This window comes from Flavobacterium marginilacus (assembly GCF_026870155.1).
GTDB classification, from domain to species: Bacteria; Bacteroidota; Bacteroidia; order Flavobacteriales; family Flavobacteriaceae; genus Flavobacterium; species Flavobacterium marginilacus.
The window spans coordinates 5,114,448-5,131,786 of record NZ_CP113975.1 but is presented as its reverse complement, the minus strand read 5'-3'; the positions used below and the strand labels follow the sequence as shown (position 1 = coordinate 5,131,786).

Here is a 17,339-nt window from a genome sequence, read left to right as displayed (position 1 = left end):
TGATTTTGAGAACTTTTTTCAAAAAGGGATTATTTGGTCTTTTCCAGAATAGCGACTAATTCTTTGGCATTCAAAAAAGAGTGCTTTTGAAATACAACGGAATAATCATCCTGCAGAATAGTAACCGCTGGATAAACTACTTGGGAATCGATTTCGGCTAAGGCTGTGGCGAGTTCGTGAACTCCAGTATTCGGACCTTTTGGCTTGAATTTATAAGTATGATCATTGAACTGAATATCATTTCTGCTTTCGGCATCCAACGAAATGAAATAGAAATTCTCGTTTAAAAGCTGAATGATTTCGGGGTTCTTGAAAGTGGAGTTTTCCATCATTCTGCAGTAATTACACCAAGAGGTATGAATGAAAACTACAATTGGTTTGGGTTTTTCCTTGGATAATTTTTCAGCTTCTTCGAAAGTATAGGTTTTCAACTGGGCAAAACCAGATGGAGTTGTACAGAAGAAAATTAATAATATGTAAAGTACTTTTTTCATTTAAAACAAATTATAACGAAGCCCAAAGAAACCTCTGATTCCTTGATTCGAGCCGTAAACATAAGTAGTGTCGAATGTTAAACCATAGGGATTATTGGGAGTTACCAATACTTTTCCGTTAGAATCGTATTGTACATTTTTATCAAAGGGATCTTCTGTTCTGGAAATCAGGAACGGATTATTTTGCTTAGGAGTAAAGTTAAGCAGGTTTTTGATTCCGGCGTACAACTCAAAATTTTTCCAGCCGGCATAGGTAAACTGTATGTTTTGTAAGCTGTACCAAGGAGAGTCAGGGCTTCTGGGATCAGTGTCGCTTAATAATGGCAGTTTCATTGGGCTGTAACAGTTTCCGGTGTAATCAATGGACAAATCAATCGGGCTGATTTTATAGGAAACACTCCAAGTTGCCGTGAAATTTTCGGTCAAATAAGGCCTTGTTTTGATTCCGTTTTCTACATTGGAAACATCCATATACGTTGCGCCTAAAATGAATTTCAATCCGTTGGTAAAATTGATGTCCGCATTACAGCTGATTCCCTGGCTCAATGCATATCCGTCAATATTATGGTAAATGATTTTGTTTGGATCGGTTTCATAATCCGATACAATTTTGTTGCTGAAACGAGTGTAAAAGGCGGTGGTTTCAATCCCTAAAAATGTTCCGTTTGGAAAGTATATTTTTTTGATGTAATTTAAATTGGCATTAACAGATTTTTCCGGATCTAAATCTTCGGTAATTACCACCTCGCGTGATCCTGTGAGGGCGGCGTGATCTTCGGTAAACAAATTGACTACTCTAAAACCGGTTCCGGTATTGAAACGCACAATATTGTTATCATTAATCTTTAATTTATAAGCAAAGCGCGGGGTAAAAATGTTTCCATGAATGGAGTTGTAATCGTATCGTATGCCAAGCAGTATTTTGTGTTTCTCGCTGAAAGAGATTTCATTCTGAAGAAAAATCCCTGGAAGCCATGTTTTTTCGGGATTGTTTTCACTTAAAACTGCTGTCGCCGCTGTGTTGTCATCATAATAAGTATAACGTGAAGCGATTCCGGCAAGTAAGTCACTATTTTGGATTTTCTTGTCCCAAGTCAGCTGCAGAAAACCAATTTTTTGATTCGCAATATAGGAAGTCGTTCCATAACGGCTGTCCTGAAAATGCATTGTTCCCGAAAAAGAAAGCATCAGTTTTTCGGTTGTAGGTAATTGATAACTTCCTAAAAGTTCGCCTCGTTTGGTATAAATACTTTCGCCGTAAATTTCATCACCGCCGCGGTATTTTTTCTCCCAGCGTATGTCGCCACCCCAGCGGTCTTCATACATTCCGCGGACAGCAACAGTAAATAATCTGTTCTGCGTACGGCTAAAATTCCATTTGTTAAAAACCGAAATTCTATTCTGTGCTGTTACATCGGTAAATCCATCGTTATCATTGTCAATAGTCTGTCCGTAATTGTAATAATTGATTCCTAACAGGGATGAGGTTTTTTCTTTAATATTAAATTTCATTCCTAAATCGGCATTGGTTTCCAGCCAAGTCGTTGTAAATACATCGGCAGAAAACTGCGGAGCATTATTTGGGTTTTTGGTAATAATGTTGATCAATCCGCCAACAGCTTCACTTCCATACAGAGAAGAAGCTGGACCTTTTACGATTTCGATTCTTTCGACCAATGAATTTGGAATTCCGGATAATCCATAAACTGTAGACAAACTGCTGACAATAGGCATTCCATCAATCATTACCGAAGTATAAGGGCCTTCCAGTCCGTTGATGTGGATGTCACCCGTATTGCAGACGCCGCAGTTGAGCTGTGGCCGGACTCCGTTTACATTCTGCAAAGCTTCATAAATACTGGGAGTTGGGTTTTTCTTGAAGAAAACTGGAGTGAATACTTCGACAGGAACTGCGCTTTCGAGTCTTTTTATGGGTTTTAAAGTTCCTGAAACTACGACTTCGTTGAGTTCGTTTTCATCTGGGTGCAGCTGAAAATCAAGCTGGACGGATTCCTGCATTTTGATCGATAAGTTTCTTCTTTGTGTTTTATAGCCAGTGGCAGTTACTTGTATTTTATAATCGTCTTTTGGAATATTTTGAAAGGTATAAATGCCTTGATTGTCTGTTTCTGTTGAGTATTGAGTTCCGTTTATTTCGATGAGAGCTTTTTCAATTGGATTGGTTTTATGCATTATCACTCCTGTTATTACTATCTTTTCCTGTGAATAGGAAGAAGAGAGCATAAGTGTTGTGATGAATAAAAATATTTTTTTCATTTTGTTAAAATTAAATTTTAGACAAAGCTAAAAAAATAATTTCATTGATATAAAGTTATTTTTATATATTTGTTTATTAAATGATTAAAAATGTCCAAGTCTCTTGAAGAAGTACACCAATCGGTGTCAACCCAGAATAAAAAAACAGTTTTCAAAAAAATATTAGCCTTTTTTGGTCCGGCCTATTTGGTAAGCGTTGGATACATGGATCCCGGTAACTGGGCGACCGATATTGCTGGCGGAAGCCAGTTTGGATATTCCTTATTGTGGGTTTTACTGATGAGCAATTTAATGGCATTGCTTTTGCAAAGTTTAAGTGCACGTCTCGGAATTGTAACTCAGCGCGATTTGGCACAAGCCTCCAGGGAAACCTATTCTTCTTTTATCAACTATATACTTTATTTTTTGGCCGAAATTGCCATTGCAGCCTGTGATCTGGCAGAAGTTTTGGGGATGGCGATCGGGATTAATTTATTATTTGGGATTCCGCTGATAGAGGCAGTATTGATTACAGTTCTGGATACTTTTCTGCTGCTTTTTTTGATTAATAAAGGAATACGGAAAATGGAAGCTTTTATCATTGCATTGGTAATGATTATAGGATTGTCATTTATATTCGAAATGGTATTTGCCCAGCCCGAAATAGATAAGGTGCTTTATGGATTGATTCCTTCGCTGCCAAATGAATCGGCGCTTTATATTGCAATTGGTATTATCGGAGCAACGGTAATGCCTCATAATCTGTATCTGCATTCGTCATTGGTACAGACCCGAAAATTCAGCCGTACCGATGCAGGAATCAAGCAGGCCTTGAAATACAATTTCATTGATTCTACTATCGCTTTGAATCTGGCATTTTTTGTAAATGCAGCTATTTTGATTTTGGCTGCAGCCACTTTTTACAAACATGGAATGCATGAAGTTGCCGAAATTCAGGATGCTTATCGTTTTCTGCAGCCTTTGCTGGGAACAAAATGGGCACCTGTTTTGTTTGCCGTTGCCTTGATTGCTGCCGGGCAGAGTTCTACGGTTACGGGAACATTGGCTGGACAGATTGTTATGGAAGGCTATCTTAATTTAAGAATTCAGCCTTGGGTGCGCCGTATTTTGACCCGTTTGATTGCGATTGTGCCCGCGGTAGTGGTTATTTTGATTTATGGTGAAAGCGTTACAGGAAAACTTTTGGTGCTGAGTCAGGTTATTTTGAGTCTTCAGCTGGGCTTTGCGATTATACCGCTGATTCATTTTGTGAGTGATAAGTCCAAAATGAAGGGATTTCATATTGGTAAACTGACTCAAATCACAGCTTGGTTAATTGCAGTGATAATTGTTTCGCTTAATGCCAAATTGGTTTTTTCTGAAATTCAAGGCTGGCTGGAAACCTCAGATAATCCGGCTGTTCTTTGGTTTACTGTTGTTCCTTTGGCTTTTAGTTTTTTGATTTTATTGCTTTATATTGTCATAAAGCCTTTCTTTTCTAAAGCTAGACTGAATATCGAAAATCATTCACCACATAATATGAATTTGAAATTTGAAGAATTTCCAGTTCAGGATAATAAGAATATAGCTATTACCGTTGATTTTTCTTTTGCCGACGAAAATGCGCTTAACTATGCTTTCAAGATGGGTGGCAAAGATGCAAAATATACTTTGATTCATGTGGTTGAATCGGTTGGGGCGATGATGTACGGCAAACAGATTGACGATCATGAAACGACCATAGACGAAACCTTACTGCTCGAATACAAATCAATGTTCCGCGAAAAAGGGTTTCAGGTAAAAACGCTGTTAGGTTTTGGCAAACCAACCAAAGTTATTCCGAAGCTTGTTAATAAAGGAACTTTTGATATTTTGATTATGGGTACTCATGGACATACAGGGGTGAAGGATTTGCTTTTTGGAACCACTGTTGACCGTTTGAGACATAAAATAGTAATACCTTTGCTGATTGTAAAAAAATAACTGTATGAGTTTAGAACGCGTAAATAGATTGCTCAAACAAAGGGAAAACTGCACTTTGGAATACAAGGAAGCTAATGCAGAATTGCCTTCCAATTTGTTTGAAACTATCTGCGCTATGCTTAATCGAAGCGGGGGAAATATTTTTTTGGGTGTGAATGATGCTGGGGAAATAACCGGTGTGTCAGATGATGCTTGTGATAAAATGATAACCGATTTAGTCAATTTATCCAATAATCCGCAAAAAATTGATCCGCCTTTTATCCTTCATCCGCAAAAACATGTTCTCAACGGAAAGAGTATTATTTATATACAGGTTCCTGCCAGTTCTCAGGTGCATAAAACTGGGAATACAGTTTTTGACCGAAGTGATGATGGTGATTTCAAAATTACCCAGCCCAATAGAATTGCCGAATTATACAATAGTAAACGAAATTATTATACCGAAAATACGATCTATCCATATCTGAAGTTTGAGAATTTCAAAGAAGCATTATTTCCCAAAATACGTAATCTGATCCGAAGTAATAATCCAGATCATCCTTGGCTGGTATTAACAGATACTCAAATGCTGGAAGTAGCTGGTTTGTGGAAAAAAGATTTTCAAACAGGTGAAGAGGGATATACTCTGGCTGCTGCTTTGTTATTGGGTAAGGATGAGGTTATTCAGCAAATCGTACCGCATTATAAAACGGATGCTTTGGTACGAATAAACGATCTGAACCGTTATGATGACCGATTGTATGTGCAGACAAATTTAATCGAGGCATATGAGTTATTAATGGAATTTATTGCAAAACATTTGCCTGATCGTTTTTATTTAAAAGGTGATCAGCGAGTAAGTTTGCGGACTCAAATATTCCGAGAGGTAATAGCTAATGTCTTGGTGCATCGCGAATATACGAATGCACATCCTTGCTTAATAGTTATTAAAAAAAGTGTAATGACTTTTGAAAATGCCAATAATCCCCATGGATCGGGAGTAATTGATGCCACGAATTTTGCTCCATTTGCAAAAAATCCTGCTATTGCCAAGTTTTTCATTCAGCTGGGAAGAGTCGATGAATTAGGTTCTGGGATTTTGAATACTAGTATTTTGATAGAAAAATATACCCAAAAATCCATCAAGCCTGAATTTATCGAGGGAACTATTTTTAAGACTATTTTGCCTTTGCCAGATTTTGATGACATTGAGGGGATATATCTAAAAAATGAGGGAACTATTTCCAAAATTGAGGGAGTAAACGAAGAAAATGAGGGAACTATTTCCAAAATTGAGGGAGTGAACGAAGAAAATGAGGGAACTATTTCCAAAATTGAGGGAGTAAACGAAGAAAATGAGGGAACTATTTCTAAGATTGAGGGAGTAAATGATAAAAATAAAAAAATATATACTGTAATAAACGAAGCTATAAGACGAGATGTAACTGTAGGTAAAGCGCTTTCAGAAAGGCTGACTACTATTCTTGCTGCAATTATAGCTAATGAGGGCAAAAGGGTTCCTGATTATTCTAAAATAACATCATTTTCCGAAAAAAGTATTGAACGCTATTTAAGACAGTTGAACGGTTCAGGATTTATTGAGTTTAAAGGAGAGGCAAACCAAACAGGAGGCTATTATTTAACTCCAAAAATGAAACAAAAATTAACAGATGCAAATTTGTAATTAAAGCATAATAAAATCAGCAATCAAAATGACTTTCTCCGAAGAAAATTACTTAAAATCAATATACCATCTTACCGCTAATTTTGATAGTGAAGTAAGTACCAATGCCATTGCTGAAATGATGGAAACCAAAGCCTCTTCAGTAACAGATATGCTTAAGAAACTGGCCGAAAAAGATTTGGTGAATTATAAAAAATACCAAGGAGTTTCATTAACCGAAAATGGAAAGCTTGCGGCCAAAATGATTGTGCGGAAACATCGTTTATGGGAAGTCTTTTTGGTTGAAAAGCTAAATTTTTCCTGGGATGAAGTGCATGACATAGCTGAACAGTTAGAACATATAAAATCAGAACAGCTTATCAATAAGCTGGATGATTTTCTGGGAAATCCAACAGAAGATCCGCACGGTGACCCAATCCCTGATGCACAGGGAAGAATTATAGCCATTGAAAAACAACTGTTGTCTGAATTATTGTCTAATCAAACAGGGATATGTGTAGGGGTAAAGGACAATTCCTCTGATTTCTTGAAATATCTCGACAAACAGCAGATAGGATTAGGAACTAAAATTGAAGTTCTTGCCAAGGAAACCTTTGATTTATCATTGAAAATTAAAATCAATGATACCGAACTGGTGATTTCGAATAAAATAGCAAGCAATCTCTTTGTAAAAATGCTTTAGATTTTTTAACAGGCTCTAAGTATTGGAATCCCAATCAACTGCAGCCACAATCACCATTTCCGCAGTTTTTGTCCGATTTTTTTTTGAAGAAAAATTTACGGATTAAAAATGCAAGTGCGATGATAAGTATAACAAAGGCTATAATTTCCTGAATCATTATGCTTTATTTTAAGATTTGAAAAGCAATTAATGCTACTACGTATGCTAAAGTACTCATAAAGACAAGCTGACCGGCCGGCCATTTCCAAGAGTTGGTTTCTTTCTTTGTTATGGCAAGCGTACTGGCACACTGCATAGCAAAAGCATAAAACATTAATAAGGAAATACCCGAAGCAAAATTGAATATTTTTTCACCGGTTACCGGATTCACTTCATCGGCCATTTTATTTTTTATAGTATTTTCATTGTCGGTTCCGCCCACACTGTAGATGGTTGCCAGAGTGCCTACAAAAACTTCTCTGGCGGCAAATGAACTGATAATGGCTATGCCTATTTTCCAGTCGTATCCTAATGGAGAGATAATTGGTTCTATGCCTCTTCCCATTAATCCAATATAAGAGTTTTCGAGTTTTTGAGAGGCCACAGCATTATCAAATTCTGTTGATGACAGCGGATGTTCTTTTGCACTTTCAAAGACTATCTTTTCGGCATCTTTAAACTCTTTTCCTGGTCCGTAAGAAGCCAAAAACCATAGAATGATGGATATTGCCAAAATGATTTTTCCAGCTCCAGTAACGAATGCTTTTGTTTTTTCAATTACGTTGATGGCAACATTCTTAAACATTGGCAGCTTGTAATTAGGCATTTCTACAACGAAAAATGTTTTGCCTTTTACTTTCAAAATAAGATTCAGAATATAAGCAGCTAGAATTGCCATTCCAAAACCGATAACATACAGTAGCATTAAGGTTAATCCCTGAAGATTTAAAATTCCAAAAACATAAGTATCAGGAATTACCAATCCAATAATAATGGCATAAACAGGTAAACGGGCAGAGCAGGTTGTAAATGGAGTTACCAGTATAGTAATCAGTCTTTCTTTCCAGTTTTCGATATTTCGGGTCGCCATAATAGCTGGAATAGCACAGGCAGTTCCTGAAATTAAAGGAACTACGCTTTTTCCGGATAATCCAAACCGGCGCATGATTTTATCCATTAAAAAAACAACACGGCTCATGTAACCGCTTTCCTCGAGTATCGAAATGAACAGAAACAGGAAGGCAATCTGGGGTATAAATATTAAAATACCGCCAATTCCCGGTATTATCCCCTGCGAAATCAAATTTGTCAGCATTCCTGAAGGTAAATGTTCTCCAGCTATGGTGCTTAGTGTGGCAAAAGTACTGTCAATAAAATCCATCGGAATTTTTGACCATTCGAAAATTGATTGAAAAATCACAAACAAAATCACGAAGAAAATGGCGTAGCCCCACACTTTGTGAGTAAGTACACGGTCTAGTTTACTTCGGTAATCTTTGGCAATACTAGCATCAACTTTCAGACCTTCTTTTAAAACATTGTTGATGAACTGATAGCGTTTGATGGTTTCTTTTTGCTGCAGACGCTTCAAATCCGAATGGGATTTCGTAAACGTGCTTCGGATTTCATTTCGCTCCAAATTCAAAAAGTTGACATCCTGTGTGATAACCAGCCACAATTTATACAGCAGCTGATTAGGAAAGGCCTGCTGGAGACTGTCAAAATATGGCTTATCGATTACTGAAGCATTCAAACAAGGTTCTGCCGAAATGGTTTTGTAACTGATAATTAGGTTTTTCAATTCTTCGATTCCGTACCCTTTTCTGGAACTTATTAATGCAATTTTGGTTTTTAAGTGTTCCTCAAGATAGGGAATATCCAGGCTGATTCCTTTGGTTTCCATTCGATCTGCCATATTAATGACCAAAATAGTTGGAATTTCAAGGTCTTTTATCTGTGTATAAAGAAGTAAATTTCGTTTTAGATTTTCTACATCAGTAACAACTAATGCAACGTCTGGATAGAGACGGTCATTTTTGTTCAGCAGGAGTTCAATAACAACACTTTCATCAATTGAACTGGCATTTAGACTGTAAGTTCCTGGTAAATCAAGAATATTGGCTTTGATATTGTTGGGCAGTTTACAAAAACCCATTTTTTTCTCTACGGTAATTCCGGGGTAGTTCCCTACTTGCTGATTTAAACCAGTAAGCTGATTAAAAACTGAAGTTTTCCCAACATTTGGGTTTCCAATTAATGCAACGTTGATGTTTTTTAAACTCATTTTTCTGAAGTATTAATCAGTTCTACTTCAATAAGTTTGGCGGTTTCAATACGAATAGCAAGGTGTGAGCCATTTATATCTAGATACAGAGGATCACCAAACGGAGCCACCTGAAGCAATTCAACGTCATTACCTGGCAAACAGCCCATTTCCAGAAGTTTTAATGGGATTAAATCGATATCAAAATCCAGGATAGTGGCTTTTTGGCCTTTTTTGAGAGAATGTATCGTTGTTTGCAAAGCTTATTTAGATTGAATTTAGATTGCAAAAATACATTTTTATTTATAACTATACTTGATTATTATCAGTTTTACTCATTTTTTTCATTGGCGCAAAGCCAATCAATATCTTCAATTAATCTTTGAATTTCCTCTTTCTTAGTACCGTCATAAAATCCGCGGACACGCTTTTTTTGGTCAACTAAAACAAAATTTTCAGTATGCACCATATCGTATAACTGGTCTGGTCTGCCCATTTTTACGGCCAAGTATGATTTTCGTGCCATTGTGTAGATTTCTTTTTTGTCACCGGTAACCAGATTCCATTTGGCATCAATGACACCATACTTTTTTGCATACTCTTTTAATGCAGGCACGGTGTCAGTTTCCGGGAAGACAGAAAGCGAGAGCAGTTTAACTTTTGGATTGTTCTTGATTGCTTTTTGCACATCGACTAGGTTAGTTGTCATTTTTGGGCAAATAGAACCGCAGGTTGTAAAGAAAAAATCGGCTACGTATACTTTTCCTTCATAGTCTTTTTGGGTAATGGTTTTTCCATTTTGATTAGTAAAGGAAAAATCAGCGATTGTGTGGTATTTGCTGACGTATTGAACGGTTGAGTCTACTAATTCTGGGTTTACATCAGCCGGATTATAGATTGGCAGTGTTTTATTGGGTTTCAAAGCTGAATAAAACAAGTACAATGTTACGATTGAAAAAATTAAAACAATGGTTAGGTAGGTTCGATATTTTTTGAAGAAAGCAGACATAATTGTGATTTGATGCAAAAATACAAAAAGTAGTTTCTTTTTCAGGTTTTTTAATTTTATGTATCTTTTTAAAAATATAACAAAACGAGAAATTATTTATATGTTTGTAACAACTTCTAAACAATTTATTAATGAAAAATGTATTGACAAAAAGGGTTTTATTTGCGATCCCTGCATTGATTTGGGCATCTCAAAGCCAAGCGCAGTCAGCAGCAAAGATGGCTGAACCAGGAATCAATGTCACATTTATGGACAAAAATGTAAAGCCAAATGATAATTTTTACCAATTTGTAAATGGAACTTGGTTAGAAAAAACCCAAATTCCAAATGATAGAACAACTTGGGGATCTTCTAGCGAGCTGGTTAAGAAAACAGATAAAGATGCTCTGGATATTTTGAAAGAATCTTCAAAAAATCCAAAGTATAAATCAAATACTGATCAGGGAAAAGCTATTAATCTTTATAAGTCATTCCTTGATACAGTTGTCAGAAATAAGCAGGGAATTAATCCATTGAAACCGTATTTGGCAAAAATCGATAAGATAAAAAATATCGAGGATCTGCAAAAAATACTGATTGAAATGGAACCGATTGGCGGAATTGGTTTTTTTGGAGTTGGAGTAGGAGCGGATGAGAAAGACAGCAATAAAAATACAGTTAGTCTTGGCTTAGGAAGACTGGGGCTGCCAGACAGAGATTATTATGTTTCTGATGATAAAGATTCTAAAGAAAAAAGAGAAAAATACCTGCTGCATGTTGCTAGAATGCTTCAGTTTATAGGTGAAAATCCAAAGCAGGCCAATGAGAGCGCTGCAAAAATTTTAGCTTTGGAAACTTCTATGTCAAAACCTAGATTGGATAGGGTTGAACGAAGAGATTCCAGACTGCAGTACAATCCCACGACAATTGCCGATTTACAAAAAATGGTACCGGCAATCAATTGGGAAAATTATTTTTCGGGAGTTGGATTTTCAAAATTAAGTACAGTCAATGTTGATCAGCCTCGTTATATGAAAGCGTTGCAGGCTATTTTTACCGAAAATAAAGTGGATGACTGGAAAGAATTTATGAAATGGACTCTGTTGAATAATTCAGCCAGCAAATTATCAATGAATATAGATGCTGCTGATTTTGATTTTTATGAAAAAACATTAACAGGTGCCATTACACAAAGACCTCTTGAAGAAAGAGCTTTACTGATTGTGAATAGAAATATTGGAGAAGCTTTAGGGAAATTATATGTTGAAAAATTATTTCCTGCAGAAGCGAAAGCAAAAGCGGAGAAGATGATTAAAAACATCATCAAAGGTTATGAATTCAGAATTAACAATTTAACTTGGATGTCTGCTGAAACAAAAGTAAAAGCAATTGAAAAATTAAATAAAATCTCTATAAAAGTCGGATATCCGGATAAATGGAAAGATTATTCAAAACTAGTAATAAAAGCGCCTTCTGAAGGAGGCAGTTATTTTGAGAATTCAAAAAATGTTTCAGTCTGGAATCATCAAAAAGCTATTGAGGAACTTTCAAAACCAGTTGATAAAACAGAATGGCACATGTCTCCGCAAACTGTAAATGCTTATTATAACCCATCTTATAACGAAATTGTTTTCCCTGCAGCCATTTTACAGGCTCCATTTTATAATTACCAAGCCGATGAAGCTGTAAATTATGGAGGAATTGGAGCTGTTATCGGACATGAAATATCTCATGGATTTGACGATTCAGGAGCGCGCTACAATGCTGATGGAAATCTTGTTGACTGGTGGACTGCCGAAGATTTAAAACAATTTAGTGCATTAGGAACCGCTCTTGCCGATCAGTACAGTGCATTAGAGCCTTTACCGGGAATACATGTCGACGGTAAATTTACGCTTGGCGAAAATATTGGCGATTTAGGGGGAGTAAACGCCGCTTATGATGGATTGCAATTGTTTTTGAAACAAAACGGAAGACCTGAACTAATTGATGGATTTTCACCAGAACAGCGTTTCTTTATATCTTGGGCTACCGTATGGCGCATCAAAATGCGTGATGAAGCTATCAAAAACCGTGTAAAAACAGATCCGCATTCGCCGGGTATGTATAGAGGTTATGTACCATTACAGAATATTGATGCTTTTTATCAAGCATTTGATATTAAATCGGGTGAAGGAATGTTTATCGTTCCTGAGAAAAGAGTTAAAATCTGGTAGTAGATAATTTTAGCTAAAAGCATAAAAAATCCCATCAGATTCTAAAACTGATGGGATTTTTTTATGTCTTTTAAAACCAAATTCGATATAAGATTTGAGTATTATGAAAGAATCAGATGTAATTATACTTCTGGTCAGCGTTTTTTTCGCATGGCGAAATTAATAAGATACAAACCTATTAAAGTAACGCTTCCGCCAAAAATAATTGCCGAGGTTAAAGGTTCTTCAAAAATCAATGAGCCAAGAATTACTGCAACTATTGGATTCATATAAGCATAAAGGCTGCTCAGTTCTGTTGGGAGTTTCTGCAGTGCATAAATAAAAGCAATAAAAGTTAAAAGCGATCCAATAATTACCAAATAAGCAATTGCCCACCAGGAATTTACAGGGATTTCAGACAGGGGAATACCCGTTCCAGTGGCACCTATCAGCGAAAAAAGAAAAATACTGGAAATAAACATCTGCAGGCCTAAACTAAAATACGGATTAAAACTGGCGGCTTTTTTCTTGGTGTATAATGTTCCAAATGACCATGTAATAGTTGCCATTATAGAAAGCACAATCCCAAATTGAAAGTCAGGCTGCAAAAAATCAAGCAGGTGTTCGTAGAAAATAATGCAGACACCGCCAAAACAGATTAAAATTCCTAAAACTGCTAATCTGGTGATGCGTTCGCCTTTGCAAAAATTAATTAATAAAATCCACAAAGGAACCATTGCTGCTATGATAGCGCCCAAACCGCTGCTAATATATTTTACGCCCCAAGTACTAAGACCGTTACTTAAGAAGAAATTGAGCAGACTTAAAATCAGAATTGTTCTCCATTGTTTTCCTTTAGGCCAAGGCTCTTTTTTAAAAATAAAGAAACATAAATAAAGAAATCCAGCTATAAACTGTCTTATGGCAGCAAGCTGCAGTCCCGGCATATGTCTCACACCTTCCTTGGATGCCAGCCATGTGGTGCCCCAAAAAAATCCTACCCAGCACAATGCGAAAATAGGTAACCCGATGGCGTTAATTCTGGATTTTATAGCAGTTTTTATTTTTGTTCTCAATTTATAAACTATTTTTAATAAAGGCATCTGCCAAAAAACCTTTCGATTTTGTCGGTCTAAAGTAGTTTTAATGCAAGGTTAGGAGTAACCAAACCGTGGCAAAGGTAAGATTAAAACAATGTCTTTTTACTGTAATTTTTTTCTGTTTTAAGATAGTTTCTAAAATAAAATGGAATGAAAACTATTCGAGAACAGCTGATTTGATTCATATAATAACAGATCTTACCGCAGATTTTGTTTTCTGTTGCCAGAGACCGAATGTTTTTTAAACTTACAAAAGCTGTAATAAAAGACGGTTTATTTTTATAAATTGTTAAGTTTTTAACATAATTTTTTAATATTATTATTTTTTATTAATTTGTTCTTTATTAAAGGATTTTTTTTTAAGTTTAAAAAACGGATTTATACCTTTCAGATAAATGATAATTTAAACTGAAGATAAAAAATATCGCTTTTCCATAAGTTACTTTAACTGCTGAAGAAATAGTAAGATGCCAAATGTAAGACATATAAAAAATAGCGCTGCAAAAAATCACAACCCTTTGTGGAATTCTTTTGTAATTCTATTTGTTGGACTTATAATAACTTTTGGTGTTTCCCATTATGTAAGCCAGGATGATGAATCTCAGTCTCAAAAAGAGTTTGTTCTGGCATGTAATGAGGTTAAAACAAAGATTTTCCTCCGAATCAATCTGCATGTACAATTTCTCCTTAATGCTTCTTCTTTTTTTGAAGCTTCCCAATTAGTCACTCGGAAAGAGTGGGAGCAATTCAATAAATTTTCAACAGTGAATGAAAATTTTAAAGGAGTCCAGGGTTTTGGATATGCAGCTATCGTAAAAAAAGAGCAGTTAAAAAAACACATTCAGAATATTCAGAAAGAAGGATTTTCAAAATACACAGTTTATCCTGCGGGAGACAGAGCAGTTTACACTTCGATCATTTATCTTGAGCCATATAATGAAAGAAATGCCCGGGCTCTGGGTTTCGATATGTTTTCAGAATCAGTCAGACGCAAAGCGATGGAAAAAGCCCGGGATTATAATATGCCGGTTCTGTCAGGAAAAGTAGTGCTGCGCCAGGAAACTAAAAAAAATGTTCAGGCAGGGACATTAATCTACGTTCCTGTTTATAAAAATACGCTAATAAATACAATAGCAGAAAGGCGTTCGGCTATATTGGGATGGGTTTTCAGCCCTTTTCGGATGGATGATTTAATGAAAAGTATTTTAGAGGAATGGAAGTTAGACGGTGACAAAAATATTCATTTGAAAATTTATGACGGCGAATTCCTCTCACAAAAAACACTATTGTTCGATAACCATGAAAACAGTATAAAAAGCAGCGATACCAAGATTAGAACGCGAATACTTCCAGTTTTGTTTAATAATAAAAAATGGACTTTGGTATTTTCCCAGCCAATTGGAAGCTCCTTTTTCTTTTCGGGTAAAACACTAGTGGCAGCAATTGGCGGCATCGTAATAAGTCTGCTGTTATTTGCATTATCTTATTCCTTATTAATAACCAAACGGCGTGCAAAAATCATTGCATGGCGTTTAAGTCAGGATCTTTCGGTTAAAAACAAAGAGTATGAGCGGATAAATAATTCGCTCAAAAAAAATTATAAAAAATTAATTTCATCTAAGGAAAAACTAAAAGAAGCCATCAGTGAACTGCAGAAAGCTAAAATAAAAGCAGAAGAAAGCGACCAGTTAAAATCTGCTTTTCTCGCCAATATGAGTCATGAGATCAGAACTCCGATGAATGGAATAATGGGGTTTGCCGAATTATTGAAAGAAGCTGATCTAAGCAGTGAAGAACAAAAGAATTACCTTGAAATTATCGAAAAGAGCGGTACCCGTCTGCTCAATATTATCAATGATATTGTCGATATTTCAAAAATTGAGGCCGGGCAGATGAACGCTGTTTTTTCAGCGACAAATATTGATGAACTGCTCCAGTACATACATACTTTTTTTAAGCCCGAAACACAGGAGAAAGGAGTGCTTCTTCTTCTTAAAACGCCTCCGGACGGGGATGAAACTATAATTAGGACTGACCGCGAAAAACTATATGCCATTCTTATCAATCTGGTTAAAAATGCCATCAAGTTTACTATCAAAGGAATTATAGAATTTGGATATACAGAAAAGGATGATCATATTGAATTTTTTGTAAAAGATACTGGAATAGGAATTCCAAAAGACAGGCATAATGCTATATTTGAACGTTTTATTCAAGCTGATTTCAATGATAAAATGGCACGTCAGGGAGCTGGTTTGGGTTTGTCTATAGCAAAGGCTTATGTAGAATTGCTCGGCGGTAAAATCTGGGTAGAAAGCGAGCCGGAAAAAGGATCTATATTTTATTTTACAATTCCAAGCATGGTGAAGTTGGAAGAAAACTACTGTACAGAAATCAATATGCCGGCCTGTCAATTCTATAGTGAGATTGCAAAACTGAAAATACTTATTGCTGAGGATGATAAAATATCCAGGCTGTTAATTTTAAAGGTTTTAAATCCATTTGGAAAAGAAATTATAACAGCAAAAACAGGAGTTGAAGCGGTAAAAATCTGCCGTAATAATCCTGATATTGATTTAATTCTGATGGACATGCAGATGCCGCAGATGAATGGATATGAAGCTACAAAGGAAATCAGAAAATTCAATAAAAAAGTAATTATTGTTGCCCAGACAGCTTTTGCGCTGGAAGGGGATAAAGAGAAAACAATAAAAGCAGGATGTGACGGTTACATTTCTAAACCAATTAAAAAGGAAGAATTGTCAAGACTGCTGCAAAGCCATTTTGGGAAGCAGCGAGAGCTTAACTAATTTTAGTTTTCTATTTATAAATTTGGTTTTATAAATTGATATTCCAAAATTTTTTCGATTTTTTCGCCTGAAATCAGTTTACCAGCCGAAGGTTTAGTGTGGTCAAATTTAGGCGGAGATAAGTTCAGTCCGGAAGCTTTTTCAGTATAATATTTCTCTCTTGTGGGATGAAAAGGACTTACTCCGTTGTAGATTTCGTTCCAGGAACCGGCAGTAATTATTTTTAGGATTATCCCAATGCAGTCTTCCTGATGAATAAAATTAATACAGGAATCCGGATTCTCCAGATTTTCTTTTCCAGCCAAAAATTTAATAGGATTCCGGTCTTCGCCAATGAGTCCGCCAAAACGCAGAATGGTGGTTTTGAAACTGAGATTGTTCTGCAGCAGCGTTTCTGCTTCCAGTAATTGTTTTCCGCTTTCAGTATCTGGTTTTGGATGGGTTTCTTCGGTGATTCTTCCATTGGCTACACCATAAACTGAAGTTGAACTCACAAAGAGGACATTTTTTACAGCAGAGTTTTCAAGAAATGAAATCAGATTCTTTATTTTTTCGACAAATACCTTTTCTTCCACAGTCGAAGAATCATTGTTTTTTCCTCTCAATTGAGGCGGAATATTGACAATTAAAGTCTCGCTTCCGTTGAGAAAATTTTCGACGGCACCGTTTATGTTTTTGCTGTCAAGCGAAATTAAAAAAGCTTCAATTCCCAACGATTTTAATATAGGAAGTTTACTTTCGGACGTGGTCGAACCTTTCACGTAAAACCCATTTGTCAATAATGTTTTCGCCAAAGGCAGACCCAGCCAGCCACAGCCTAATATGCTTATTTGTTTCATTTTGTTTTTTTATTTAAATCAAGGATTATCATATTGGACACACAGTTTGTCATTCCGAGGAACGAGGAATCTTCACAAGTAATTCCG

General features: G+C 36.1%; 13 protein-coding genes. 5 read left to right on the top strand and 8 right to left on the bottom strand.

Annotated elements, in window-relative coordinates; genetic code table 11:
• Positions 1-29: 29 nt before the first annotated feature.
• Together OZP07_RS21360 and OZP07_RS21355 are read right to left on the bottom strand one after the other, a co-directional pair.
• Complete coding sequence (locus OZP07_RS21360) at positions 30-494, bottom strand: thioredoxin family protein (protein ID WP_281636698.1); 465 nt, start codon at positions 492-494, stop codon at positions 30-32.
• Positions 495-2,771, bottom strand: a complete 2,277-nt coding sequence (locus OZP07_RS21355) for a TonB-dependent receptor (protein ID WP_281636697.1) — start codon at positions 2,769-2,771, stop codon at positions 495-497.
• Positions 2,772-2,861: 90 nt separating this feature from the next.
• On the opposite strand from OZP07_RS21355, the gene OZP07_RS21350 reads away from it, so the two are divergent.
• The 3 genes from OZP07_RS21350 to OZP07_RS21340 are packed head-to-tail and all read left to right on the top strand — an operon-like array spanning position 2,862 to position 7,078.
• Positions 2,862-4,733: an Nramp family divalent metal transporter gene (locus tag OZP07_RS21350; protein ID WP_281636696.1), complete on the top strand. Its 1,872-nt coding sequence runs from the start codon at positions 2,862-2,864 to the stop codon at positions 4,731-4,733.
• Positions 4,734-4,737: 4 nt separating this feature from the next.
• Positions 4,738-6,396 (top strand): AlbA family DNA-binding domain-containing protein, encoded by a 1,659-nt coding sequence (locus OZP07_RS21345; protein WP_281636695.1) that lies wholly within the window; start codon positions 4,738-4,740, stop codon positions 6,394-6,396.
• A 28-nt stretch (positions 6,397-6,424) separates the two neighbouring features.
• The gene (locus tag OZP07_RS21340) at positions 6,425-7,078 is read left to right on the top strand and encodes a metal-dependent transcriptional regulator (RefSeq protein ID WP_194642821.1); all 654 of its coding nucleotides are present in this window, start codon (positions 6,425-6,427) and stop codon (positions 7,076-7,078) included.
• A 34-nt stretch (positions 7,079-7,112) separates the two neighbouring features.
• On the opposite strand, the gene OZP07_RS21335 is transcribed toward OZP07_RS21340, so the two are convergent.
• The 4 genes from OZP07_RS21335 to OZP07_RS21320 form a co-directional block, all read right to left on the bottom strand.
• On the bottom strand, positions 7,113-7,235 hold the full coding sequence (locus OZP07_RS21335) for a FeoB-associated Cys-rich membrane protein (RefSeq protein ID WP_194642437.1): 123 nt from the start codon (positions 7,233-7,235) through the stop codon (positions 7,113-7,115).
• A 6-nt stretch (positions 7,236-7,241) separates the two neighbouring features.
• Positions 7,242-9,341: a ferrous iron transport protein B gene (feoB, locus tag OZP07_RS21330; RefSeq protein ID WP_281636694.1), complete on the bottom strand. Its 2,100-nt coding sequence runs from the start codon at positions 9,339-9,341 to the stop codon at positions 7,242-7,244.
• Entirely contained in the window at positions 9,338-9,580 is a 243-nt protein-coding gene (locus OZP07_RS21325) for a FeoA family protein (RefSeq protein ID WP_115814808.1), read from the bottom strand. Before OZP07_RS21325 ends, feoB begins: the two co-directional genes overlap by 4 nt.
• Positions 9,581-9,651: 71 nt before the next feature.
• The gene (locus OZP07_RS21320) at positions 9,652-10,329 is read right to left on the bottom strand and encodes an SCO family protein (RefSeq protein WP_281636693.1); all 678 of its coding nucleotides are present in this window, start codon (positions 10,327-10,329) and stop codon (positions 9,652-9,654) included.
• A gap of 131 nt (positions 10,330-10,460) precedes the next feature.
• On the opposite strand from OZP07_RS21320, the gene OZP07_RS21315 reads away from it, so the two are divergent.
• On the top strand, positions 10,461-12,524 hold the full coding sequence (locus OZP07_RS21315) for a M13 family metallopeptidase (RefSeq protein ID WP_281636692.1): 2,064 nt from the start codon (positions 10,461-10,463) through the stop codon (positions 12,522-12,524).
• A 134-nt stretch (positions 12,525-12,658) separates the two neighbouring features.
• On the opposite strand, the gene OZP07_RS21310 is transcribed toward OZP07_RS21315, so the two are convergent.
• Complete coding sequence (locus tag OZP07_RS21310) at positions 12,659-13,579, bottom strand: DMT family transporter (RefSeq protein WP_228520920.1); 921 nt, start codon at positions 13,577-13,579, stop codon at positions 12,659-12,661.
• Between the two features lie 491 nt (positions 13,580-14,070).
• Between OZP07_RS21310 and OZP07_RS21305 the strand changes: the two genes are divergently transcribed.
• Positions 14,071-16,413, top strand: coding sequence for a CHASE domain-containing protein (locus OZP07_RS21305; protein WP_281636691.1), 2,343 nt, complete (start codon positions 14,071-14,073; stop codon positions 16,411-16,413).
• Positions 16,414-16,427: 14 nt separating this feature from the next.
• On the opposite strand, the gene OZP07_RS21300 is transcribed toward OZP07_RS21305, so the two are convergent.
• The gene (locus OZP07_RS21300) at positions 16,428-17,252 is read right to left on the bottom strand and encodes an SDR family oxidoreductase (RefSeq protein WP_281636690.1); all 825 of its coding nucleotides are present in this window, start codon (positions 17,250-17,252) and stop codon (positions 16,428-16,430) included.
• Positions 17,253-17,339: the final 87 nt, after the last annotated feature.